Origin of the sequence: Streptomyces sp. NPDC021019 (assembly GCF_044333295.1) — a bacterium.
In the GTDB taxonomy this organism is placed as follows: domain Bacteria; phylum Actinomycetota; class Actinomycetes; order Streptomycetales; family Streptomycetaceae; genus Streptomyces.
The window spans coordinates 654,189-676,192 of sequence record NZ_JBIRQR010000002.1; the positions used below are offsets into that span (position 1 = coordinate 654,189).

A 22,004-nucleotide genomic window follows, 5' to 3' on the forward strand; every position below is an offset into this window, starting at 1 on the left:
AGGATTGTTCATCTTGGCTTCATCTTCGTACCGCTCGGGACAGTCAGGGTGAATACATGGCTTTCTCACCTCGTCTGGCGGCCCTGGCAGCCGTCGTCGCCGTGCCCCTCGGCATAGCGGCCACCAGCTACGCCATGACCGACACCTCGGAAGCGCCGAAGGTGCCTCCCACCGTCCAACTGGAGGAGAGCCCGCGCGGCACACCGTCGCCGAGCGGTGTCACGTCGCCGACCGGCGCCCCGACGCCGAGCGGCTCCTCCACTCCGTCCCGTACACCGGACAGCTCCGTCGTTCCGGGCCCCTCGGCGGCCGACGACGACGATGACGACGACTTCGGTGATGACGGTTAGCCTGCCGAGGATCTCCGCCCGCGTACGGATCCTGCTGTGGTTGCTGGTCGTGATGGCGGTCGCGCTGGGCGCGGTCGCCGTCACCGTGCGTTCGATCCTCCAGCGGGACGTGGACCACCGCATCAGCCAGCTGCTCACCCAGGAGACCGGCGAGTTCGCGAACTTCGTGCCGCAGGGGGTGGACCCGGACACCGGCGGCCGGTTCGACACCGCGGAGAAGCTGCTCCGCGTCTATCTGCAACGGCAGTACGCGGACCCCGACGAGGAGCTGCTGGGCCTGTCCGGTCCGCCCGGCGACCGCCCCCTCGTCATCCGCCAGCGCCGCGAACTGCCCCCGGACACCGCCCTGTGGCGGGACCGCGCCGCGATCGACCGGATCCACGCCTCCAAGGACTCCTTCGGGACCCTGGAGCGCCCGCAGGGCGAGGTGCGCTGGGCCAAGGTCGTCATCGGGCCGTCCGCGGGCAAGCAGCCCGGCGCGTTCGTCGTCGCCTTCCACCCGGAGCGCGAACGGGCCGTCGCCGACAAGACGTTCTGGACGCTGCTCGCCCTGTCCGGTGTGGCGCTGCTGATGACGACCGGGATCGGCTGGGCCGTCGCCGGACGCATCCTCGCGCCCGTCCGGATCGTCCGGCAGACGGCGGCGGAGCTGACCGAGCAGGACCTCACCCGGCGCATACCCGTGGAGGGCCGGGACGACATCGCGGCCCTCGCCGAGACGTTCAACGCGATGCTCGACCGTCTTGAGCGGGCGTTCGCCGCGCAGCGGGTCTTCGTCGACGACGCCGGGCACGAGCTGCGCACCCCCATCACCATCGTCCGGGGCCACCTGGAGCTGATGGGCGACGACCCGGCGGACCGGGAGGAGACGGTGCGGCTGGTCACGGACGAGCTGGACCGGATGAGCCGCATCGTCGAGGACCTGCTCCTGCTCGCGGGGGCCGAGCGCCCCGACTTCGTACGCCCCGAACCCGTTCAGCTCGCGGAGCTGACCGCCGACGTGTACGTGAAGGTGCGGACCCTCGGCGACCGGGAGTGGCAGCTCGACGGCGTCGCGGACCTCGAAGTGCGCCTGGACGAGCAGCGGATGACCCAGGCGATGGTGCAGCTCGCGCAGAACGCCGTCCAGCACACCGTGCCCGGCCAGCGCATCCGGATCGGCTCGCGGGCCGAGGAGGACCGCGTCGAGCTGTACGTCGCCGACCACGGGCCCGGGATTCCGCCGGAGGACGCCGAGGTGATCTTCGAGCGGTTCCGCCGGGGGACGTCCCGGCGCGGGACCCGCACGAGCGGCGCGGGGCTCGGCCTCGCCATCGTCAAGGCCATCGCGGAGGGCCACCACGGCCGCGTCGAACTACGCCGGACCGAAGGCGGCGGAGCCACCTTCGTACTCACGCTGGAGACCGCCACATGAACCGCATCCTGATCGCCGAGGACGAGGAGCGCATCGCCTCGTTCGTCCAGAAGGGGCTGCGCGCCAACGGCTTCACCACGGTCGTCGCCGAGGACGGGGACCTGGCGCTGAGCCACGCGCTGTCCGGCGGGTTCGACCTGATGGTGCTCGACATCGGCCTGCCCGGCCGGGACGGCTTCACCGTGCTGCGGGAGATGCGCGAGGCGCGCGTCACGCTGCCGGTCATCGTGCTCACCGCCCGCGACTCCGTGCGGGACACGGTGGCCGGGCTGGAGGGCGGGGCCGACGACTGGATGACGAAGCCTTTCCGCTTCGAGGAGCTGCTCGCCCGGGTACGACTGCGGCAGCGCACCGCCGCCCGCGCGCCCGAGGTCACCATGTTGCGCAGCGGCAGCCTCGCTCTGGACCTGCGGACCCGCCGGGCCCGCGCGGGCGAGAAGACCGTGGACCTGACGGCACGCGAGTTCGTGCTGCTGGAGATGTTCCTGCGCCACCCCGGCCAGGTGCTGTCGCGCGAGCAGATCCTGTCCCATGTGTGGGGGTACGACTTCGACCCCGGATCCAACATCGTGGACGTCTATGTGCGCGCGCTGCGCCGGAAGCTGGGCGCGGAGCGGCTGGAGACGATCCGGGGCATGGGCTACCGCCTGCCCTGAGCCCCGGGCCTGCCCCCGGCCGGAGGCCCTGTCCCGCGTTGGCGGGCGGGGCCTTCCGCGTTCCCGGGATGCCTCGGGCTGCGGGCTTCGGAGCGCCGGCGAACTTGATGAAAAGGCCTTCACCGGACACTCATCAGGCGCTCACCCCGCCTTCGGAGGCTGTACAGCGTGCCTCTTCCACTCCGGCAGACCGTCGGCCTCTGTGCCGTCCTCGGACTCTGCGCTCTCCTCGCCGTCCCCGGCGCCGCCCCCGGCCTCAGCGTCGACGGGCGGATCTCCCTCGCCGTCTTCGCCCTGGCCACCGCCGCCTGGATCGCCACTCCGGTGGACGACGCCTACATCGCGCTCGGCGCGGGCCTGGCGCTGACGGTCACGGGGGTGATCAGCAGCGAGGCCCTGTTCGCCACCCTGGGCGACGAGACGGTGTGGCTGCTGATCTGCGCCTTCGTCCTGGCGGCGGCCGTGACCCGGACCGGTCTGGCCGGCCGGGCCGCCGTCTTCCTGGTCGGCGGGGCCAGGACCGTGCGCCAGCTGGTGCACCTGACCACGGCCGGGCTGGTCGTGACCGCGTTCGCCGTGCCGGCCACGTCGGGGCGCGCCGCCCTCGCGCTGCCGGTGTTCCTGGCGCTGGCCGCCGCCCTGCGCGAGCGCCGCCGTCTCGTGGTGATGCTGGCGCTGCTCTTCCCCACGGTCATCCTCCTGTCGGCCGTCGCGACCCTGATCGGCGCGGGGGCGCACCTGATCACCGTCGGGGTGCTGTGGGAGCAGACCGGGGAGCAGCTGAGCTTCGTGCAGTGGCTCGTCCTCGGGCTGCCGCTGGCCGTCGTCTCCTCCCATCTCGCCGCCGAACTGGTGCTGTTGACGACGACCCGGCGCTCCGACCGCAAGGGCCCGGTCACCATCACGGCGGCGCAGATCCAGGAGCACTCCGAGACCGCCGTCGAAGGGCCGTTCAGCCCGGAGGAGTCCCGGTGCCTGCTCCTGCTGGCGACGGTCGTCCTGCTGTGGTGCAGCGAGCCCCTGCACGGGGTGTCGCCCGCCGTGGTCGCGCTCATCGGCGCGCTGGTGGCGACCTCTCCGGCGCTGGGGACCGTGCGCTTCAAGGACGGTCTGAAGACGGTTCCCTGGCCGCTGCTGCTGTTCATGGCCGCCACCATGGCGATGGGTGTCGCCCTCTCCGACTCGGGCGCGGCCGACTGGCTGATGGACTGGATACCCCTGGGGGCGTCCACGCCGCCCTGGGTGTTCCTGACCGGCGTGGTCGTCGTCAGCACGGCCGCCCACCTGGCGCTCCAGTCGCGCTCCGCCCGGTCCTCCGTGCTGGTCCCGCTGGTGATCGCGGCGGCGATCGGTGCCGGGGTCAACCCGGTCACGGCGGCGCTGGCCTCCACGGCCGCCGCCGGCTTCTGCCACACGCTGCCCTCATCGGCCAAGCCGGTCGCGCTCTTCGCGGACGTGCCCGGCACCCCGACCTACACCCCGCGCGACCTGCTGCGGCTGTCCGCGTTCCTCGCCCCGCTCACCGCGGCCCTCGTCCTCGTTTTCGCCCTCGCCGTCTGGCCGTTGCTCGGCGTGCCCGTCCTCCTGGAGACCCAGCCATGACCCGCCCGACCCTCCGTACCCTCCGTACCCACCGCATCGCCATCGCCCCGAGCGGCTTCAAGGAGTCCCTCTCGGCCGCCCGGGTGGCCGAGGCCATCGCCGTCGGCGTACGGCGTGTGATTCCCGACGCCGATCTCGACCTCATCCCGCTGGTGGACGGCGGCGAGGGCACGGCGGAGGCGCTGGCCCTGGCGGGCGGCGGCCGGCTGGTCCCGGTCACCGCGACGGGCCCGGTGGGCGAGCCGGTCGCCTCGCACTTCGCGCTGCTGGGCGGGCCCGGTCCGCTGACCGCCGTCGTGGAGATGGCCGCCGTCGCGGGCCTCGCCCTGGTGCCGCCGGGCCTGCGCCACCCGGGCGCGACCACCACGTACGGCGTCGGCGAGCTGATCCGGGCGGCCCTGGACGCGGGGGCCCGGCGCATCCTCGTCGGCTGCGGCGACTCCGGTACGTCGGACGGGGGCGCGGGCGCCCTCCAGGCGCTCGGGGCCCGGCTGACCGACCGGCACGGCCGTGAACTGCGCAGGGGCGGCGGGGCGTTGCACGAGTTGGAGCGCGTCGACCCGTCCGGCCTGGACCCCCGGCTGGCCGACGCCGAACTGCTCGTGGCCTGCAACCCGTACAACGTGCTGTGCGGGAAGCGCGGGGTGGCCCGGGTCTTCGGGCCGCAGAAGGGGGCGACCCCGGCGGAGGTGGAGCTGCTCTCGGCCGGCCTGGAGCGGCTGGCCGACGTCCTCACCCGGGACCTGGCTCCGAGGTCCGGTGTCGCGATCGATCTGCGTACGGCTCCCGGCACGGGCGCGTCCGGTGGCCTCGGGGCCGGCCTCGCGGCCGTGGGGGCGCGCCTGCTCCCCCGCTACGACGTGCTGCTCGACGGTCTCGACCTGGACGCGCGCCTCGCCCGCGCGGACTTCGTGATCACGGCGGAGGGGGCGCTCGACCACCAGACCGTACGGGGGAAGATCCCGGCGGAGGTCGCCCGGCGGGCCCATGCCGCAGGGGTGCCGGTCCTGGTGCTGGCCGGGACGATCGGGCCGGGCGCGCAGGACGTGCGGGCGGTGGGCGTGGACGCGTACAGCTCGATCCTGCCCGCGCCGATGACGCTGGTGGAGGCGATCGGCCGGAGCGGCGAGTTCCTGGCCGACGCCGCGGAGCGCTCGATGCGGATCATGGCGCTGGGGACCCGGCTCGCGCCGCTGGCGGCCGCCTGACGGGCGCGCGCCCCGGCCGCCGGCACCCGGGGGCCGGGGCTACCCGGTCCCGGCGGCTCGGCCGGGGCCGGGGACGGGATGCCGGGCACGGCCGTTAGGCTCGGAGCCATGGAGAGCCTGCGCATCATCGACACCTGGCCGGTCACGACGGCGGCGGCCGCCGTCGTGCGGGCGGACGGCACGGTCCTCGGCACGCACGGGCCGGCCGACCACCGCTTCCCCCTCGCCTCGGTCACCAAGCCGCTCGCGGCCTACGCGGCGCTGGTGGCGTACGAGGAGGGGGCGGTCGAGCTGGACGAGCCGGCCGGGCCCGAGGGCTCCACGGTGCGCCACCTCCTCGCCCACACCAGCGGCCTCGCCTTCGACGAGCACCGGGTGACGGCCCCGCCCGGCAACCGCCGCCTGTACTCCAACGCGGGCTTCGAGGTGCTGGGCGACCACATCGCCAAGGCGTCCGGCATCCCGTTCGCGGAGTACCTGCGCCAGGCGGTCCTGGAGCCGCTGTCCATGACGTCCACGTCCCTCGACGGCTCCCCCGCCCGCGACGGCGTCTCCACCGTGGCCGACCTGGTCCGCTTCGCCGCCGAGGTACAGGCCCCGCGCCTCCTCGACCCGCGTACGGTCCTGGAGGCCCAGACCGTCGTCCATCCGGGCCTCAAGGGCGTCCTGCCGGGCTACGGCCACCAGAACCCGAACGACTGGGGCCTCGGCTTCGAGATCCGCGACGCCAAGTCCCCGCACTGGACGGGGAATTCCTCTTCCCCCGCGACCTTCGGGCACTTCGGCCAGTCGGGCACGTTCCTGTGGATCGACCCGGTGGCGGGCGCGGCCTGCGTCGCGCTGACGGACCGGGCCTTCGGGCCGTGGGCGGCGGAGGCGTGGACGCCGTTCACGGACGCGGTTCTGGCCGAGCTGTCCTGAACCGGCTGCCGCCCTTCTCCGGCGGCGTCAGGCACTCGAACCAGACGGTCTTCCCGCTGCCGTCCCACCGCTTGATGATGCCCCACTCGTCGGTGACGGCATCGACCAGGACGAGCCCCCGCCCCCCGTCGTCCAGCGGATCGCCGGTGATGGCGAGGGGCACGGCGGGGCTGCTGTCGGACACCTCGACGCGGACGCCCTCGCCGCGCGGCAGCCGGAAGATGAAGGTCTTGCCGCGCCGGTCGGGCACGTGCTGCACGACGTTGGCGATCAGCTCGGTGAGCGCCAGTTCGGCGGCGTCGGCGAGGAACATCAGCTCCCAGCCCTTGAGGTAGAGCCGCAGGATGCGGCGGAGATGCCGGGCGGAGTGCTCGCCGAGGGCGAAGTCGGCGCGGTAGACGGGCTCCCCGGGATTCCTCCGGGGGATAACTACGTGATTCATGTCACCAGGCTGCGATGTGATGGCTACGCTCGGCTACGTACCGAAACGAACGCCGCGAGGCGTTGCACCCGGAGGTCCATTCGTGGCCAACATCCAGACGCTCGATCCCGACGCCTCCCCGCTCGCCTACTACGGCGGGGAGTTGCGCCGCCAGCGTGAGGCGCAGGGCCTGACGCAGCCGCAGTTGGGCACCATCATCTTCTGCACGGGCTCGCTGATCGGCCAGGTCGAGACGACGAAGAAGATCCCCACCCGTGACTTCTCGGAGCGCGTGGACGCGGCGCTGGGGACGGACGGGACGTTCTCACGGCTGGTGGGGCTGGTGCTGCGGAGCCAGTTGCCGACGTGGTTCCAGCCGTACGCGGACATGGAGGCGAAGGCCGCGTACATCTCGACGTACCAGGCGCAGGTGGTCTACGGGCTGTTGCAGACGGAGGAGTACGCGCGAGCGGTCCTGGCCACCGGCATGCCCGACGGCCTGGAAGGTCTGCTCGCCGCCCGAATGGAGCGCCAGCGCATCCTGGAGCGGGAGAAGCCGCCGCTGGCCTGGGCGATCCTGGACGAGGCGGTGCTGTACCGGCCGATCGGCGGGCACGAGGTGATGCGGGCCCAACTCCAGAAGCTGTTGGATTACTCGGCGCACCGGTGGATGCGGATCCAGGTGCTGCCGTTCGAGGCCGGTGAACACGCGAGCCTGGATGGCTCGTTCACGGGCATGCGCTTCGAGGACGACCCGGATGTCATCTACACCGAGGACCTCATCTCCGGCCATATGACGGCCAACCCGGAGACGGTCAGGGAGGCCTCGCTCCGATACGCTCACCTCCAGGCCACCGCACTCTCCGTCGAGGAATCGGTGGCGCGGATCAGCCGCGTGATGGAGGAGCGTTATGGAGCACGGCCCTGACCTGAAGAGCGCGGAGTGGCGTAAGTCCAGCTACAGCGGAAGCACCGGCGGCGAGTGCGTCGAGTGCACCGTGACCGGCGGCGCGGCCTGGCGGACCTCCTCGTACAGCGGCAACACCGGCGGCTGCTGCGTCGAGGTCGCCGACGGCTCCCCCTGCGGGTCCGTCCCCGTCCGCGACAGCAAGAACCCGACCGGCCCCGCCATCGTCCTCGGAGCCCACGCCTGGCAGGCGTTCGTGGACGGGCTGCGCTGACACGACCTTGACCGGGAGCAGGGCGGTACGGGCAACTGGCCCCCGTACCGCCCTGCTCGGCGTCGCGCCGATACGTTGTTGCAGGGGGCGGTAAGCAATGGACGGGAACCAGGGAACCGAGATGAACGCGCGGGACGAAGACGACAGGACCGAGACTGCCTGCCGGATCTGCGGGCATGACGACGGCGAGCCCGTGTTCGACGCGTACGGCGTCCCTCGGTACGTCATCTGCCCGTGCTGCTACAACGAGTCCGGCATCGGGGACGACACCGTGACGCAGGTCCGTGAACTGCGTGGCTACTGGGTCGGCACCGGAGCCCCTTGGCATGATCCGAAGCTGCGGCCGTCCGACTGGGATCTGCTGAGGCAGTTGGCGAACATCCCGCCTCAGTGGCGCTGATCCGGACAGCCGCCCGCTGCCTGCCTCACGTCGTGAGCCGCCGCCAAAAAGAGATTGCCCGGTGGTCGGCCCGTGACATAGCTTCTCGCTGGCTCCGGGTGGTCCAGACCAAGCCTCGGGGTGTCGAGCCACGTCAACGGGACGTCCATGACTGCGGAACAGGCCCTCCGACCTTCACCGAGCGACTCGGGCGACACTCTGCCGGGCATCTTCTCCCGACCGTACGCGGCGGCCACGCTGACCTTCGCCACGGTGATGTTCCTGACCGGCTTCGCCGCGCTGGCCGTGGTGCCGACGCTGCCGACCGCCGCCGAGGACCTGGACGGGGTGTCGCTGTTCCCCCTGGTGGCGGGCAGCTTTGTGGCTGCCAGTCTGCTCGGCGGCGTACTGGGCGGGCACTGGGCGGACCGCGCCGGCGCCCGGCGTCCGCTGGCCCTGGGCATGATCCTCTCCGTGGTGACGCTGCTCGTGTCGGCGTCCAGCGTCTCGATCTGGCAGTTGGTGATCGGCCGCTTCGTCGACGGTCTGGCGGCCGGGATGGTGGCGGTGTCCGTGACGACCGCCATCGGCCAGTCGTATCCGGAGTATCTGCGGCCCAGGATGCTCGCGATGATGAGCGCGAGCTGGATCATCCCGTCCCTGGTCGGGCCGCCGGTCGCCGGAGTGGTCGCCGAGGTGTGGTCGTGGCGGACGGTCTTCTACGGCCTGGCCGTGCTGACGGCGCTGCCCGCGATCGCCCTGGTGGCGGTGCTCCGCAGGGCCCCCGAAGGCGATGAGACCCAGGCCCCGCCCGCCGAGGAGCGCGCCTCCCGGCCGCCGCTGGTGGTCGCCGGGATGCTCAGCCTGGGCGCGGCGCTCGGCCAGTACGGCGTCTCGGGGTGGGACGCGCGCCATCTGCTGTTCGTCGTCGCCGGCGTCGTACTCCTGGTGGTCTTCGCGCCCCGTCTGCTGCCGCAGGGCACCTGGCGCAGTGCGCGGGGCCTGCCCACCGCCGTTCTGCTGCGCGGGCTGACGTCCGGCACGTACTTCACCGTCGAGGCGCTGGTGCCGCTGATGCTGATCACCGAGCGGCGGGTGGCGGCGGTGACGGTCGGCGTGGCGTTCACCGCCTCGGCCGTTCTGTGGGCAGTCGCGTCCTGGGCGCAGGGGAAACTCCTCCAGGACGTCGCCCGGCACCGGCTCGTCACGGTCGGCGCCCTGATCATGGCGGCGTCCGTCGCCTTCGCCGTCGTGGGCAGCTTCTCCGGGGTATCCCCGGTGCTCGCCATGGTGGCCATGCCGCTGGCGGCTGTCGGGATGGGGATGCTCGATCCGTGCGTCACGGTGCTGTCGCTCTCGCACAGCGCACAGGACCGGCTGGGCCACACCACCAGTGCGATGCAGACCAACATGAACCTCGGGCAGGTCGTCGTCCTGGCGTTCGCCACCGCCGTCCTCAACGCCGGGCTGGCTGCCGGAACCAGCCGGCTCGGGGGCTACGCCATCACCTTCTCGCTCCTGCTCGTACCGACCCTGCTGGTCGCCGTCCTGGCCGTCCGCGCACGCAAGGACGTTCCCGGGCCCGGATGACCGGTCGAGACAGAGTGGCAGAGTGGGCCCATGTCGACCTACGAGACCATGCCCTACCACCTGGAGACCGAGCGGCTGATCCTGCGGCCGTGGGCCGAGTCGGACGCCGCCGCGTTCAGCGACCTGCTCGCCGAACGCGGCAAGGGGAAGCCCCCGGTCGAGCGCATCCGGACGTCCATAGGGGAGCTGCTGGCCGCGACGGAGACCACGGGGATCGCCCTGCTGCCCGTCCAGCGCCGCGAGGAGGGCGACTTCATCGGGTACGCCGGGCTGATCATCGGCCGTTCCACCCTGGAGGAGCCCGAGATCGCGTACGAGCTGTTCCAACGCGCCCACGGGCACGGTTACGCCACCGAGGCGGCCGGTGTGGTACTCGAAGCCGCCGTCGCGACCGGGCGGAAAAGGCTCTGGTCGACCGTCGCCACGTGGAACACCGCGTCGCTCCGCGTCCTGGAGAAGCTCGCGTTCGAACGGGACCACGTTTCCATGGAGGAGAACGGCGAAGTGGCTTGGCTCACCCGCACGTTGCCCTGAAGGGGATCGGCCCCGTCCCACGCTGCTAGATTCCTCCGCCATGCGATCACGAGAGTTCGACCTCGATTTCCGGCAGCGGTCCACCCGTATACGCGACTGCGGAACCGGCCTGCTGCTCCTGTCGGCGCTGTTGTGGGGCTGGTGCGCGATTCTGCTCCTGACGGACTACGAGGTCGAAACGCGCAACGGCCACACCGACGAGTGCGCGGCGCGCCTGTTCACGGAGGGTGGCACGGCCAACGAAGGGTTGTGGAAGGGCGATTACTGCGAGGCCGAACGCGACTGGCCCGAGGCGCTGCTCGTCCTGGGGCTCTCCCTTCCCCTATCGCTCGTGGGCACCGCGCTGTTCACGACCGGCCATGTGAGCCGGCGGATGAGCGGGCACTCCCAGGCGATGCGCGAGCTGGACCGAATCGCGGACGAGCGGGAGAAGCGGGAGAAGCGCTCCGAGGCATGACCTCCGGTTCCCGGCGGGCCACCGACCCACCCCGGAATTCGGTCGCGCGCCGCGAGGTGAGCCGTTAACTTCCCTCCGTGCGCCGTGGATCGCGTGGCGCGCCGACGAGGGAGCCCCGTATGAACGACCACGATCGACGGACCGACCGGCTGAGCATCCTGATCGAGCAGTTCGACCAGGCGCGGGAGATGGCCCAGGTCCGGCTGAAGGGCCTCGGTGACGAGGAGTACCTGTGGGAACCGGCCCCCGGCAGCTGGTCGATCCGGCGCCGGGAGGACGCGGTGACTCCCCGGGCGTACGGTCCCGGCGCGTGGGTCATCGACAAGGGGGCGCCGCACATCCCGGCGAGCGAGTACGCGGAGGTCGCGCGGCAGGCGGCGGGCGGCATGTCCGTCGCGAAGATCGCCGAGGACTGGAGCGTGAGCGCCGAACGGGTCGAGGAGGTCCTCGCGTTCACCGGTGAGCCGGAGCCCGACGTCGTGCCGATCACCACCATCGCGTGGCGGCTGGGTCACCTGCACTCCGACTTCGCGGGGCGCTGGGAGTGGACCTTCGGCGAACAGCGGCAGGACCCGCGTCTCCTGGTCGACTTCACGCCGTCCGCCTCCCTGGCGCTGGACCGCTTCTGGGAGACCATCGACCGGCACCGAGCGAGCATCGCCGCGCTCACCGACGAGCAGCTCGACACGGTCGGCCTCTCGCGGTATCCGTACGGCTCCGACCCCGACGACCCGTACATCGGCGTGCTGGCCAACGCCAATCTGGAACTCATCCACCACATGGCCGAGATCGCCCTGCTCCGCGACCTCTGGCGGGCCCGCCGCTCGCTGTGACACACGACCGGGCCGCAATGGTCCGCCGTCGCGACTCCGCCCGACGCCGCGTCCGCCGAACCTCCTGGACCCGTCGGGTGACCGGCCGGGCACCGGAACCGGCTACACGCTCCGGGTCAGCAGACCGGCGTCGATGACCTCGGCGATGAGGGAGGCGCCGCGGCTGTTCTGGTGGATGTGGTCGGTCGTGAGCACGAGACCCCGCCGCCGCGAGATCGTGTCGAGGCTGCGACGCAGTACCGCGTGCTGGACGAGGACGCCGACGGTTGCTGCGGCCGTCGCCTCCCGGTAGGGGACCGGCGGCGGGTCCGCTCGGCGCACTTCCTCGACCTGGCGTTCGTGGAGCGGAAGGCAGGCCACCTCGTTGGCGGCGGCGACCTCACCGATCATGCGGCTGTACGCCCGCGATGCCTGCGCCGCCGCTCCGTCGAGTTGTTGGCCGAGCACCGGTAGCGACAGCAGGCCGATCCTCGCGTCCGTCTCCGCGCGCAGCCGTGCGACGACTGCTCCCAGGCACTGCTGGAACCAGCCTGCCGAGGGGCGTTCGGGGAGATTCTTCCGCTTCATGGCCTGCTCGACGGGGTAGCCGGTAAGGCTCGCTCGGGCGTCGTTGGTCCCGATCAACACGGTGATCACATCGGGTGGGTCCGTGACGACGGCATCGATGCGCTGCAAGAGGTTATGGGCGAAGTCGCCGTTGACGCCGAAACGGGCAAGCCGCACGTCACCGGATGGGTGGCGACGTCCGAGGAGGTTCAGGTAGTCGACGCTGAACTGCGCGCGGGTGAGGCTGTCGCCGAGGCACGCGATGCGTGTCCTCACGGCGCTTCCGCCGGGCCGGGCGTGCCGACGCGTGCGGCCGGGCAGGTGCCGCCGTCCGCCGCGGCCGCGGCGCCGTAGGCCCGGAGCACCTGCGGCCCCCGGGCGGCACTTTCGACAGGTCTCGCTCGTGATCCCGGTACAGGGTGCACGGGTATGGTCCGCAGCTCCCGGGCAGGGCGTTCGTGGTTGGCGCGTCTCATGTCGCCGATCGTCCACGACGGGGACCGGGGGGTCTTGAAGAAAAGGGAACCCCCTCGGGGAGCGCTCCGGCGGGATCGCCGACCGGGCCGTCACTCTCCTTCGCGAGCGCCTCCGCGAGACCTCACCCCGCCAGCTCCCACACCAACAGCTCCACCGCCCCCGCCACCGCGACCGCCTCCACGCCCTCCGCTCCGGTGATCCGGGCGGCGTCGCCGGGGCCCAGCTCCTCGCCGTCCAGGGCGACCCGCCCGCGCACCACGTGGACGTAGGCGCGCACCGCGTCCGGCACCGCCGTGCGCTCGCCCGTGGCCAGGCGGCGGACATGGAGCATCGCGCCCGCGCAGGGCATGGCGTACGGGGTGGAGTCGGCGATGCCGGGGACGACCGTGTACGAGGGTTCACCGCCCGGCTCCAGGGGGGCCAGCCACATCTGGAGGAACGTCAACGGGTCGGTGCCGTCGTTGCGTTCGACGTGGCGCACCCCGGAGGCGGCACGCAGATGGGCCACGTCCCCGGCGCGGACGACGGTGGAGTGGCCGGCCGAGTCGCGGTGGGTCAGCTCGCCCTCGACGACCCAGGTGACGATCTCCGTATGGCTGTGCGGGTGTTCCTCGAAGCCCGCGCCCGGGGCGAGGCTCTCCTCGTTGCAGGCCAGGATCGGGCCGAAGCGGAGGTTCTCGGGGTCGTAGTGGGGACCGAAGGAGAGGGCGTGCCGGGTGACGATCCCGGCGGCCTCGTCCCCGCCCCGGTAACGGTCATCGGACCGGTGCACGGAAATCACCCGGCCACGGTAGCCCGGCCGCGCCCGCCGCAGGGCCGCGGGAGCGGGACGGTGGCGCGGCGGCATACGGCCTCGGGAACGGGACCGGGCGCGGCGGCATGCGGCCTCGGGAAAGGGACCGGGCGTGCCCGCCGTACGGCCGGGGCGGCGGAACCGCCACACCCGCCGTACGGCCGCCGGAGCGGAACGGTTGCGTCAGGTGTTCGTCTACCCGCCGGTACGGGGCACCATCGCCCCGGCCCACCGATCCCCCGGCCGGATAAGGCAGTCTTGTCCTCGTGCCCCGACCCGATCCTGAGCTGCCCCCCGCCCACGACGCCCACCTGCACGCCGCGACCCTGAAACGGCTGGAGCAGTCCTCCGGCCGGCTGGCCGCGAACGCGATTGCCCGCATGGACGAATCGCTGCCGTGGTACCGGGCGATGCCTCCGGAGAACCGGTCCTGGATCGGCCTGGTCGCCCAGGCCGGCATCGCCGCGTTCACCGAGTGGTTCCGGCATCCGGAGACCCCGCAGGCCATCTCGACCGATGTGTTCGGCACCGCGCCGCGCGAACTGACCCGGGCCATCACCCTGCGGCAGACCGTGGAGATGGTGCGCACCACGATCGAGGTCATGGAGACCGCGATCGAGGAGGTGGCCGCCCCGGGCGACGAGTCGCTGCTGCGGGAGGCGCTCCTCGTCTACGCGCGCGAGATCGCCTTCGCCACCGCCCAGGTCTACGCCCAGGCCGCGGAGGCCCGGGGCGCCTGGGACGCCCGGCTGGAATCCCTCGTGGTGAACGCGGTGCTCTCCGGCGAGGCCGACGAGGGGGCCGTGTCCCGGGCCTCCGCGCTCGGCTGGAACTCGCCCGAGCACGTGTGCGTGATCCTCGGCACCGCGCCCGACGGGGACAGCGAGCTGACCGTGGAGGCGATCCGGCGCGCCGCCCGGCACGCCAAGCTCCAGGTCCTCACCGGCGTCCTGGGCAACCGCCTCGTCGTCATCGCCGGCGGCAGCGACAACCCGCTCCAGGTCGCGAAGGGTCTGATCGGGCCGTACGCCGCCGGGCCGGTCGTCGCGGGTCCCGTGGTGCCGGACCTGCTGGCGGCGACCCGGTCCGCGCAGGCGGCGGCGGCCGGACTGAAGGCCTGCCTGGCATGGCAGGACGCGCCCCGGCCGGTTCTGGCGGACGATCTCCTTCCGGAGCGGGCGATGGCCGGAGACCCGGCCGCGCGGGACCAGTTGGTGGAGGAGATCTACAGACCACTGGAAGAGGCCGGATCGGCGCTGCTGGAAACGCTCAGCGTCTATCTGGAACAGGCGAGCAGCCTCGAAGGCGCCGCCCGGATGCTCTTCGTGCACCCCAACACCGTGCGCTACCGGCTGCGACGTGTGACCGACGTCACCGGATGGTCCCCTTCCGATGTGCGCTCCGCGTTCACGCTGCGGATCGCCCTGATCCTGGGGCGCTTGGCCGCAGCGGATCCTCAGTCCTAGACTTTTGTTGGACTTCAACAATTCCCCCGACGGTTCTTCGTCCCTGTCCCCACGGGCGTGCGGAGCCGTCCACAAGAGAGAGTGTGAGGGTGCTCGTACTCGTCGCTCCCGGCCAAGGCGCTCAGACGCCCGGCTTCCTGACCCCCTGGCTCGACCTCCCCGGTGCCGCCGACCGCATCGCTGCCTGGTCCGACGCCATCGGGCTCGACCTTGCCCACTACGGCACGCGCGCCGACGCGGACGAGATCCGCGACACCGCCGTGGCCCAGCCGCTCCTGGTCGCCGCCGGACTGCTCTCGGCAGCCGCCCTGGACGCCTCGCCCTCCGTCGTCGCGGGTCACAGCGTCGGTGAGATCACCGCCGCCGCGCTCGCGGGCGTCATCGACGACGAGGCCGCACTGCGCTTCGTCCGCACCCGGGGGCTCGGCATGGCCGAAGCCGCCGCGGTCACCGAGACCGGCATGGCGGCCCTCCTCGGCGGCGACCCCGAGGTGACGATCCCGCACCTGGAGAAGCTCGGTCTCACCCCGGCCAACGTCAACGGCGGCGGCCAGATCGTCGCCGCGGGCACCGCCGCCCAGATCGCCGCCCTGGAGGCCGACAAGCCCGAGGGCGTGCGCCGGGTCGTCCCGCTGAAGGTGGCCGGCGCGTTCCACACGCACCACATGGCTCCGGCCGTGGAGAAGCTGCGCGCGGCGGTGGGCGACCTCACGGTCTCCGACCCGACCGTGCGTTACGTTTCCAACGCCGACGGCCACACCGTGGCCACCGGCACCGAGGTCATCGCCCGGCTGGTCGGGCAGGTCGCCAACCCGGTCCGCTGGGACCTGTGCATGGAGACCTTCCAGTCGCTGGGCGTCACCGCACTCGTCGAGCTGAGCCCCGGCGGCACGCTGACGGGGCTCGCCAAGCGCGCGCTGCCCGGTGTGAAGACGCTCGCGCTCAAGACCCCCGACGACCTCGACACGGCCCGCGCGCTCATCTCCGAGCACGCAGGCGCCTAAGGAGCGAGCATGTCGAAGATCAAGCCCAGTAAGGGCGCCCCGTACGCACGGATCCTCGGGGTCGGCGGCTACCGTCCGACCAGGGTCGTGCCGAACGAGGTGATTCTCGAGACGATCGACTCGTCCGACGAGTGGATCCGCTCCCGCTCCGGCATCGTCACCCGCCACTGGGCCTCCGACGAGGAGACCGTGGCCGCGATGTCGATCGAGGCGTCCGGCAAGGCCATCGCGGACGCGGGCATCGATCCCGCGCAGATCGGCGCGGTGGTCGTCTCGACCGTCTCGCACTTCAAGCAGACCCCGGCCGTCGCCACCGAGATCGCCCACAAGATCGGCGCGGGCAAGCCCGCCGCCTTCGACATCTCGGCCGGCTGCGCGGGTTTCGGTTACGGACTCACCCTCGCCAAGGGCATGGTCGTCGAGGGCTCCGCGGAGTACGTCCTCGTGATCGGCGTGGAGCGGCTCAGCGACCTGACCGACCTGGAGGACCGCGCGACGGCCTTCCTGTTCGGTGACGGCGCGGGCGCGGTCGTCGTCGGCCCCTCGCAGGAGCCGGCCATCGGCCCGACCGTGTGGGGATCCGAGGGCGACAAGTCCGAGACCATCAAGCAGACGGTGGCCTGGAACGACCTGCACATCGGTGACGTCTCCAAGCTGCCGCTCGACTCGAAGGGCGAGATCAAGTTCCCGGCCATCACGCAGGAGGGCCAGGCGGTCTTCCGCTGGGCCGTCTTCGAGATGGCGAAGGTCGCCCAGCAGGCGCTGGACGCGGCCGGGATCGCCCCGGAGGACCTGGACGTCTTCATTCCGCACCAGGCCAACATGCGGATCATCGACTCGATGGTGAAGACCCTGAAACTGCCGGAGCACGTCACGGTGGCCCGTGACGTCGAGTCCACCGGCAACACGTCCGCCGCCTCGATCCCGCTCGCGATGGAGCGGCTCCTGGCGACCGGTCAGGCGAAGAGCGGCGACACCGCGCTCGTCATCGGCTTCGGGGCGGGTCTCGTCTACGCCGCGACGGTCGTTACCCTCCCCTAGGCACACCGGACCTTCCGGTCCGTACGCACGAACCCCGAAGAAACCCACCGAAGGAGCCCCAAGATGGCCGCCACGCAGGAAGAGATCGTCACCGGTCTCGCCGAGATCGTCAACGAGATCGCCGGCATCCCGGTCGAGGACGTCAAGACGGACAAGTCCTTCACCGACGACCTGGACGTCGACTCGCTGTCCATGGTCGAGGTCGTCGTCGCCGCCGAGGAGCGCTTCGACGTCAAGATCCCCGACGAGGACGTCAAGGACCTCAAGACGGTCGGCGACGCCGCCGGTTACATCCTGAAGCACCAGGGCTGACCCCAGCCCGGCTGTGTCGCCACCCGGCGGTGGCGCCGCTGATTCACGACCCTCTACACGTGGAGAAGATTTTCCAGTGAACTCGACCAATCGCACCGTGGTCGTCACCGGTATCGGCGCAACCACTCCGCTGGGTGGCGACTCCGCATCGACCTGGGAAGGTCTGATGGCCGGCCGGTCCGGCGTCAAGCCTCTCGAAGGCGAGCGCTTCGCCGAACTGCCCGTCCGGATCGCGGCCCTCGCGGCCGTCGACCCGGGCGACGTACTTCCCCGCCCGCTGGCCCGCAAGCTGGACCGCTCGGCGCAGTTCGCGCTGATCGCGGCCCGCGAGGCCTGGGCGGACGCGGGCTTCACCGCCAAGGCCGGCGAGGACGAGAGCATCGCCCCCGAGCGCCTGGGCTCGGTCATCGCCTCCGGCATCGGCGGCGTGACCACCCTGCTCGACCAGTACGACGTGCTGAAGGAGAAGGGCGTACGCCGCGTCTCCCCGCACACCGTTCCCATGCTCATGCCCAACGGCCCGGCGGCCAACGTCGGCCTGGAGGTCAACGCCCAGGCCGGTGTCCACACGCCCGTCTCCGCCTGCGCCTCGGGCGCGGAGGCGATCGGGTACGCCGTCGAGATGATCCGTACCGGCCGTGCCGACGTGGTCGTCGCCGGCGGCACCGAGGCGGCGATCCACCCGCTGCCGATCGCCGCGTTCGCCAACATGATGGCGATGTCCAAGAACAACGACGCGCCCGAGACGGCCTCACGTCCGTACGACACCGGCCGGGACGGCTTCGTCCTCGGCGAGGGTGCGGGCGTCGTCGTCCTGGAGTCCGCCGAGCACGCCGCCAAGCGGGGCGTGCGGATCTACTGCGAGGTGCTGGGCCAGGGGCTGTCGGCCGACGCCCACCACATCGCGCAGCCCGAGCCCACCGGGCGGGGCATCGCCGCCGCGATGCAGAACCTGCTGGACTCCAGCGACCTCAAGCCGTCCGAGGTGGTCCACCTCAACGCGCACGCCACGTCTACGCCGCAGGGCGACCTCGCGGAGATCAAGGCGCTGCGCAAGGTGCTGGGCGACGACCTCGACCACGTCGCGATCTCCGCGACGAAGTCGATGACGGGTCACCTGCTGGGTGGCGCGGGCGGCATCGAGACCGTGGCGACGGTTCAGGCGCTGCACCACCGCATCGCTCCGCCGACCATCAACATCGACAAGCTCGACGAGGCGATCGACGCGGACATCGTGCGCGGTGAGCCGCGGGTGCTGCCCGAGGGGTCGATCGCGGCGATCAACAACTCGTTCGGGTTCGGTGGGCACAACGTGGTGCTGGCGTTCCGGTCCGTCTGAGCCTGCCATTACGGCTGAAGCCCGCTTTCCCGCTCGTCCGGGAGGCGGGCTTCGTCGTTCTTCGGGGCTCCGGCCCCGACCCCGCTCCGCTATCGCCGGAGGGGCTTGATTCTGCCCGGGTGAAGGGCGCCGGTGGGGCTTTGCGTCACACCACCTGGTGGAGCCAGCGGACCGGGGCGCCCTCGCCCGCGTGCCGGAAGGACTCCAGCTCGTCGTCCCAGGGCTTGCCGAGCAGGGCGGCGATCTCGGTCTCCAGGTCGCTCTCGCCGCGCACCGATCGGGCCAGCGCGGCCCGCAGCCGGTCCTCGGGGATCAGGATGTCGCCGTGCATGCCGGTGACGGCGTGGAAGATGCCGAGGCCGGGGGTGGAGCTGTAGCGCTCGCCCTCGGCGGTGGGGCACGGCTCGGCGGTCACCTCGAAGCGCAGCAGGTCCCAGCCGCGCAGGGCGGAGGCGAGCTGCGAGGCGGTGCCGGCGCGGCCCTTCCAGGAGAATTCGGACCGCCAGGTGCCGGGCGCGGCCGGCTGTCTGATCCAGTCCAGCTGTACCCGCACACCGAGGACGCCCGCCACTGCCCACTCGACATGTGGGCACAGCGCGCGCGGTGCGGAGTGAACGTACAGGACTCCACGTGTCGTCACCGGAACCTCCCGTGTGGGACGAGGTACGCCTTCCCCAGCGGCCTCGCGCCCGTACCGCCTCTTTCCGGCCGGTTCCCGAGGTTGTCATCAGTAAACAGCATCGGGAGTTAATCTCCTGAAAAGGGACAGTATGTGACGTGACGTAATGTACCGGAGCCGCCCCTGTGTGCGCGGGCGGGCGGGAAGCCACTGGTTCGACGGGGAAAAGCTACCGTGCGCCGGGGCCGTCCGTGTGACGTACCGTCGGTCTCGGGCCCCTGATTCGCCGGCTTTCACCCGGCAGGGCGCGCAGAGCCCCGACCTGGGGATCGTGTGCTTGCCGGGGGCATGTCCCGAGGCATGTGCCAGGGGTGACCGGAGGGGATCAGAGTGATGCCGGAGCGTACGACACGCCCACGCATGCGTACCACTGCCGCCGCGCTGACGGCGCTCTCCTGCGTCGGCGTCACCGCGTTGGCCGGGTGCGCCTCCGACGGGGCGGAGGGCGGCGTGTCGCGGAACGCGCCGGCGGCCACGCGCGGCGCCTCGCCGTCCCCCTCCCCCACCCCGGACTGGAACCCGCGGCCCGGGTCGGTCGCGGCGGTCGGGGACTCGATCACCCGGGGCTTCGACGCCTGTTCGGTGCTGGCCGACTGTCCCGAGGTGTCGTGGGCGACCGGTTCGGACGACGCGGTGCGCAGTCTCGCGGTCCGGCTGCTCGGACCGTCCGGGGCGGCGGACCGCAGCTGGAACCACGCGGTGTCGGGGTCGCGGATGGTGCAGTTGCCCGAGCAGATGGCGCTGGCGGCGAAGGAGCGGCCGGAACTGGTGACGGTGATGACGGGCGCGAACGACGCGTGCCGGGACTCGGTACGGCTGATGACGCCGGTCGCGGACTTCCGGGCGTCGTTCGAGGCGTCGATGCGGCAGTTGCGGGCGGGGGCCCCGAAGGCGCGGGTGTACGTCTCCAGCGTGCCGGACCTGAAGCGGCTCTGGTCGGCGGGGCGGGTGAACGAGCTGGGCAAGAAGATCTGGCAGCTCGGCATCTGTCGGTCGATGCTCGCCGACGCGGACGATCTGGGCCCCGCGGCCGTCGCCCGACGGGACACGGTGCGGGAGCGGGTGGTCGCGTACAACGGGGTGCTGCGGGACGTGTGCGCGAAGGACCGGTACTGCCGGTACGACGGCGGGGCGGTGTTCGACTTCCGTTTCACCGGGACGCAGCTGAGCAAGTGGGACTGGTTCCATCCGAGCCGCGACGGCCAGGCCCGGCTGGCGGAGATCGCCTACCGCAACATCACGGCCCCGGAGCCGCCCGCGTAGGCCCGGTGGCGACGATCACCGGCGCGGGCACGGCGACGTGCACGGAAGACTCGGTGCTCCGCTCAGCGGGCCAGGCCCAGGGTGACACCGAGGCCGACCAGGACCGAGCCGATCGAGCGGTTGAGGGCCCTCTGCCGGCGCAGCATCGCACCGCGCAGCCGGGAGTGCGAGAAGAACAGCGCGACGAGGGCGAACCAGCCGAGGTGGGCGGCCGACATGAACAGGCCGTAACCCGCCTGCTGCCACAGGGCGGTGTCGGGCCGGACGACCTGGGTGAAGGTCGCGACGACGAACAGGGTCGTCTTCGGGTTGAGGGCGTTGGTGAGGAAGCCGCTGCGCAGCGCCCCGAACGGGGAGAGCCCCCGCCGGTCCGTCAGGTCGACGTCGAGGTCGGCGCGGGCCAGGAAGGTGCGCACCCCGATGTGGATCAGATAGGCGGCGCCCGCCAGCTTGACCGCCGTGAACAGGGCGGTCGAGGAGGCGATGAGCAGCCCGACGCCGAGCATCGTGTACGTGACGTGGACCAGGACGCCCGCCGCGACGCCGGTGGCCGCGAGGACACCGGTGGCGCGCCCGTACAGATAGCTGTTGCGCACGACCATGGCGAAGTCGGCGCCCGGCGAGACGACCGCCAGGACGGTGATGGCGGCGACCGCCAGCAGTTCGGTCACGCGGACCATGCCCGGGGGGACGGTGCGTCGCCGCTGTCGGCGGTGCCGGGGCCCGGGTCCGGGTCCGACGCCGCGTCCGGGTCCACCAGGTCGCGGGCGAGGAGGGTGGCCCCGGCGACGGCTCCCGGCATCAGGAACACCGCGACCACGGGGATGAGGAAGGCCAGGGTCAGCGGGACGCCGAAGCCGAGCACCAGCATCCGGCGTCCGCGCAGCAGGACGAGGCGGTCCTTGAGGACCATGCCCCGGCGCTGGAGCGCCACGGCGGTCAGCTCCTCGGCCAGGAAGTAGCCGGAGACGCAGAAGCCGATCGCGGGGACCACGGTCTGCCCGATGACGGGGATGAAACCGCAGGCGAAGAGGGCGATCCCGTACAGGGCGACGCGCAGCAGGATGCGCACGGAGTCGCGGGCGGAGATCCACAGTTCCCGCCAGAGCGGCAGTCCGGACTCGGGGACGTCGCCGCCCTCGCTGCGGTCGACCTCCTCGGAGAGCGACTCGTAGAAGGGCTGGCCGACCAGGAGGGTGACGGCGGTGAAGGTGATGACCGCGAGGAACAGGCCGAGGACGAAGACGAGAGCGGTCAGCCCGGTGCGCAGGATTCCCTGCCAGGGCGAGGACCAGTCGTCGGCGAACGGGGTCGCCCAGCCGACGAGGTCGTCGGCTCCGTAGCCGAGTCCGATCAGCGCTCCGGCGTAGACGACGAGGGTGACGAGTCCGGGCAGCAGCCCGAAGCCGAACCATCGTCCGTGTCGGGCAACCCAGCGTTGCCCCTTCATCAAGTAGCCGAAACCCGCCCCGAGATCACTCATGGGCGTCAGCGTACTGGCGGGGGAAAGCGGTGAGGACCGCGCCCCGGGGCGGGGT

The 22,004-nt window shown here is 71.9% G+C and carries 25 protein-coding genes; 19 read left to right on the forward strand and 6 right to left on the reverse strand.

Annotated elements, in window-relative coordinates; translation table 11 throughout:
- Positions 1-56: 56 nt before the first annotated feature.
- The 6 genes from ACH4RG_RS13865 (at position 57) to ACH4RG_RS13890 (ending at position 6,151) form a co-directional block, all read left to right on the forward strand.
- Positions 57-350 (forward strand): small hydrophilic protein, encoded by a 294-nt coding sequence (locus tag ACH4RG_RS13865; protein ID WP_397916647.1) that lies wholly within the window; start codon positions 57-59, stop codon positions 348-350.
- A complete protein-coding gene (locus tag ACH4RG_RS13870) occupies positions 340-1,764 on the forward strand; it encodes an ATP-binding protein (protein WP_397916648.1) in 1,425 nt (474 codons plus the stop codon). Before ACH4RG_RS13865 ends, ACH4RG_RS13870 begins: the two co-directional genes overlap by 11 nt.
- Entirely contained in the window at positions 1,761-2,420 is a 660-nt protein-coding gene (locus ACH4RG_RS13875; RefSeq protein WP_018958322.1) for a response regulator transcription factor, read from the forward strand. Before ACH4RG_RS13870 ends, ACH4RG_RS13875 begins: the two co-directional genes overlap by 4 nt.
- 168 nt (positions 2,421-2,588) lie before the next feature.
- The gene (locus tag ACH4RG_RS13880) at positions 2,589-4,022 is read left to right on the forward strand and encodes an SLC13 family permease (protein ID WP_397916649.1); all 1,434 of its coding nucleotides are present in this window, start codon (positions 2,589-2,591) and stop codon (positions 4,020-4,022) included.
- On the forward strand, positions 4,019-5,230 hold the full coding sequence (locus ACH4RG_RS13885; RefSeq protein ID WP_397932216.1) for a glycerate kinase: 1,212 nt from the start codon (positions 4,019-4,021) through the stop codon (positions 5,228-5,230). Before ACH4RG_RS13880 ends, ACH4RG_RS13885 begins: the two co-directional genes overlap by 4 nt.
- Before the next feature lie 108 nt (positions 5,231-5,338).
- Positions 5,339-6,151: a serine hydrolase domain-containing protein gene (locus ACH4RG_RS13890; RefSeq protein WP_398539533.1), complete on the forward strand. Its 813-nt coding sequence runs from the start codon at positions 5,339-5,341 to the stop codon at positions 6,149-6,151.
- On the opposite strand, the gene ACH4RG_RS13895 is transcribed toward ACH4RG_RS13890, so the two are convergent.
- Positions 6,120-6,593, reverse strand: coding sequence for an ATP-binding protein (locus tag ACH4RG_RS13895; protein WP_398539534.1), 474 nt, complete (start codon positions 6,591-6,593; stop codon positions 6,120-6,122). The genes ACH4RG_RS13890 and ACH4RG_RS13895 overlap by 32 nt on opposite strands.
- A gap of 82 nt (positions 6,594-6,675) precedes the next feature.
- Between ACH4RG_RS13895 and ACH4RG_RS13900 the strand changes: the two genes are divergently transcribed.
- The 7 genes from ACH4RG_RS13900 to ACH4RG_RS13930 all read left to right on the forward strand — a co-directional run bounded on the left by ACH4RG_RS13900 (position 6,676) and on the right by ACH4RG_RS13930 (position 11,546).
- Entirely contained in the window at positions 6,676-7,500 is an 825-nt protein-coding gene (locus tag ACH4RG_RS13900) for a helix-turn-helix domain-containing protein (RefSeq protein ID WP_398539535.1), read from the forward strand.
- Positions 7,484-7,753: a DUF397 domain-containing protein gene (locus ACH4RG_RS13905; protein ID WP_398539536.1), complete on the forward strand. Its 270-nt coding sequence runs from the start codon at positions 7,484-7,486 to the stop codon at positions 7,751-7,753. The genes ACH4RG_RS13900 and ACH4RG_RS13905 overlap by 17 nt, the downstream gene beginning before the upstream one ends.
- A gap of 121 nt (positions 7,754-7,874) precedes the next feature.
- On the forward strand, positions 7,875-8,153 hold the full coding sequence (locus tag ACH4RG_RS13910) for a hypothetical protein (RefSeq protein WP_398539537.1): 279 nt from the start codon (positions 7,875-7,877) through the stop codon (positions 8,151-8,153).
- Between the two features lie 147 nt (positions 8,154-8,300).
- Positions 8,301-9,722 (forward strand): MFS transporter, encoded by a 1,422-nt coding sequence (locus ACH4RG_RS13915; RefSeq protein WP_398539538.1) that lies wholly within the window; start codon positions 8,301-8,303, stop codon positions 9,720-9,722.
- Between the two features lie 30 nt (positions 9,723-9,752).
- On the forward strand, positions 9,753-10,256 hold the full coding sequence (locus tag ACH4RG_RS13920; RefSeq protein WP_398539539.1) for a GNAT family N-acetyltransferase: 504 nt from the start codon (positions 9,753-9,755) through the stop codon (positions 10,254-10,256).
- A gap of 40 nt (positions 10,257-10,296) precedes the next feature.
- Positions 10,297-10,713, forward strand: coding sequence for a hypothetical protein (locus ACH4RG_RS13925; protein ID WP_398160790.1), 417 nt, complete (start codon positions 10,297-10,299; stop codon positions 10,711-10,713).
- Between the two features lie 119 nt (positions 10,714-10,832).
- The gene (locus tag ACH4RG_RS13930; RefSeq protein ID WP_398539540.1) at positions 10,833-11,546 is read left to right on the forward strand and encodes a DinB family protein; all 714 of its coding nucleotides are present in this window, start codon (positions 10,833-10,835) and stop codon (positions 11,544-11,546) included.
- Positions 11,547-11,648: 102 nt separating this feature from the next.
- On the opposite strand, the gene ACH4RG_RS13935 is transcribed toward ACH4RG_RS13930, so the two are convergent.
- Both ACH4RG_RS13935 and ACH4RG_RS13940 read right to left on the reverse strand, forming a co-directional pair.
- Complete coding sequence (locus ACH4RG_RS13935; protein ID WP_397916660.1) at positions 11,649-12,368, reverse strand: SGNH/GDSL hydrolase family protein; 720 nt, start codon at positions 12,366-12,368, stop codon at positions 11,649-11,651.
- Positions 12,369-12,690: 322 nt separating this feature from the next.
- Positions 12,691-13,350 carry a pirin family protein gene (locus ACH4RG_RS13940; protein WP_398539541.1) on the reverse strand — a complete coding sequence of 220 codons (660 nt, stop codon included), beginning with the start codon at positions 13,348-13,350 and terminating at the stop codon, positions 12,691-12,693.
- 278 nt (positions 13,351-13,628) lie between these two features.
- Here ACH4RG_RS13940 and ACH4RG_RS13945 point away from each other — a divergent pair, with 278 nt between their 5' ends.
- The 5 genes from ACH4RG_RS13945 to fabF all read left to right on the forward strand — a co-directional run bounded on the left by ACH4RG_RS13945 (position 13,629) and on the right by fabF (position 18,524).
- On the forward strand, positions 13,629-14,828 hold the full coding sequence (locus ACH4RG_RS13945) for a PucR family transcriptional regulator (protein ID WP_397916662.1): 1,200 nt from the start codon (positions 13,629-13,631) through the stop codon (positions 14,826-14,828).
- Positions 14,829-14,917: 89 nt separating this feature from the next.
- A complete protein-coding gene (locus ACH4RG_RS13950; RefSeq protein ID WP_397916663.1) occupies positions 14,918-15,832 on the forward strand; it encodes an ACP S-malonyltransferase in 915 nt (304 codons plus the stop codon).
- A 9-nt stretch (positions 15,833-15,841) separates the two neighbouring features.
- Complete coding sequence (locus ACH4RG_RS13955) at positions 15,842-16,873, forward strand: ketoacyl-ACP synthase III (RefSeq protein ID WP_397916664.1); 1,032 nt, start codon at positions 15,842-15,844, stop codon at positions 16,871-16,873.
- Between the two features lie 63 nt (positions 16,874-16,936).
- Complete coding sequence (locus ACH4RG_RS13960) at positions 16,937-17,185, forward strand: acyl carrier protein (protein ID WP_397916665.1); 249 nt, start codon at positions 16,937-16,939, stop codon at positions 17,183-17,185.
- A gap of 76 nt (positions 17,186-17,261) precedes the next feature.
- Positions 17,262-18,524: a beta-ketoacyl-ACP synthase II gene (fabF, locus tag ACH4RG_RS13965; RefSeq protein WP_397916666.1), complete on the forward strand. Its 1,263-nt coding sequence runs from the start codon at positions 17,262-17,264 to the stop codon at positions 18,522-18,524.
- A gap of 145 nt (positions 18,525-18,669) precedes the next feature.
- Here fabF and ACH4RG_RS13970 read toward each other — a convergent pair whose 3' ends face one another.
- A complete protein-coding gene (locus tag ACH4RG_RS13970; protein ID WP_361877036.1) occupies positions 18,670-19,164 on the reverse strand; it encodes a DUF3145 domain-containing protein in 495 nt (164 codons plus the stop codon).
- A gap of 399 nt (positions 19,165-19,563) precedes the next feature.
- Here ACH4RG_RS13970 and ACH4RG_RS13975 point away from each other — a divergent pair, with 399 nt between their 5' ends.
- Positions 19,564-20,466, forward strand: a complete 903-nt coding sequence (locus ACH4RG_RS13975) for an SGNH/GDSL hydrolase family protein (protein WP_397916667.1) — start codon at positions 19,564-19,566, stop codon at positions 20,464-20,466.
- A gap of 62 nt (positions 20,467-20,528) precedes the next feature.
- Here ACH4RG_RS13975 and ACH4RG_RS13980 read toward each other — a convergent pair whose 3' ends face one another.
- Both ACH4RG_RS13980 and ACH4RG_RS13985 read right to left on the reverse strand, forming a co-directional pair.
- On the reverse strand, positions 20,529-21,137 hold the full coding sequence (locus ACH4RG_RS13980; protein WP_398539542.1) for a LysE family translocator: 609 nt from the start codon (positions 21,135-21,137) through the stop codon (positions 20,529-20,531).
- Positions 21,134-21,949: an EI24 domain-containing protein gene (locus tag ACH4RG_RS13985; protein WP_397916668.1), complete on the reverse strand. Its 816-nt coding sequence runs from the start codon at positions 21,947-21,949 to the stop codon at positions 21,134-21,136. The genes ACH4RG_RS13980 and ACH4RG_RS13985 overlap by 4 nt, the downstream gene beginning before the upstream one ends.
- Positions 21,950-22,004: the final 55 nt, after the last annotated feature.

What these genes read in the sequence shown, in the direction of transcription:
- ACH4RG_RS13930 (WP_398539540.1), top strand. Translation starts at nt 10,833, where the DNA reads ATGAACGACCACGATCGACGGACCGACCGGCTGAGCATCCTGATCGAG.
- ACH4RG_RS13985 (WP_397916668.1), bottom strand. Translation starts at nt 21,949, where the DNA reads ATGAGTGATCTCGGGGCGGGTTTCGGCTACTTGATGAAGGGGCAACGC.
- ACH4RG_RS13895 (WP_398539534.1), bottom strand. Translation starts at nt 6,593, where the DNA reads ATGAATCACGTAGTTATCCCCCGGAGGAATCCCGGGGAGCCCGTCTAC.
- ACH4RG_RS13875 (WP_018958322.1), top strand. Translation starts at nt 1,761, where the DNA reads ATGAACCGCATCCTGATCGCCGAGGACGAGGAGCGCATCGCCTCGTTC.
- ACH4RG_RS13920 (WP_398539539.1), top strand. Translation starts at nt 9,753, where the DNA reads ATGTCGACCTACGAGACCATGCCCTACCACCTGGAGACCGAGCGGCTG.
- ACH4RG_RS13865 (WP_397916647.1), top strand. Translation starts at nt 57, where the DNA reads ATGGCTTTCTCACCTCGTCTGGCGGCCCTGGCAGCCGTCGTCGCCGTG.
- ACH4RG_RS13910 (WP_398539537.1), top strand. Translation starts at nt 7,875, where the DNA reads ATGAACGCGCGGGACGAAGACGACAGGACCGAGACTGCCTGCCGGATC.
- ACH4RG_RS13870 (WP_397916648.1), top strand. Translation starts at nt 340, where the DNA reads ATGACGGTTAGCCTGCCGAGGATCTCCGCCCGCGTACGGATCCTGCTG.
- ACH4RG_RS13955 (WP_397916664.1), top strand. Translation starts at nt 15,842, where the DNA reads ATGTCGAAGATCAAGCCCAGTAAGGGCGCCCCGTACGCACGGATCCTC.
- ACH4RG_RS13905 (WP_398539536.1), top strand. Translation starts at nt 7,484, where the DNA reads ATGGAGCACGGCCCTGACCTGAAGAGCGCGGAGTGGCGTAAGTCCAGC.
- ACH4RG_RS13960 (WP_397916665.1), top strand. Translation starts at nt 16,937, where the DNA reads ATGGCCGCCACGCAGGAAGAGATCGTCACCGGTCTCGCCGAGATCGTC.
- ACH4RG_RS13885 (WP_397932216.1), top strand. Translation starts at nt 4,019, where the DNA reads ATGACCCGCCCGACCCTCCGTACCCTCCGTACCCACCGCATCGCCATC.
- ACH4RG_RS13975 (WP_397916667.1), top strand. Translation starts at nt 19,564, where the DNA reads ATGCGTACCACTGCCGCCGCGCTGACGGCGCTCTCCTGCGTCGGCGTC.
- ACH4RG_RS13915 (WP_398539538.1), top strand. Translation starts at nt 8,301, where the DNA reads ATGACTGCGGAACAGGCCCTCCGACCTTCACCGAGCGACTCGGGCGAC.
- ACH4RG_RS13890 (WP_398539533.1), top strand. Translation starts at nt 5,339, where the DNA reads ATGGAGAGCCTGCGCATCATCGACACCTGGCCGGTCACGACGGCGGCG.
- ACH4RG_RS13925 (WP_398160790.1), top strand. Translation starts at nt 10,297, where the DNA reads ATGCGATCACGAGAGTTCGACCTCGATTTCCGGCAGCGGTCCACCCGT.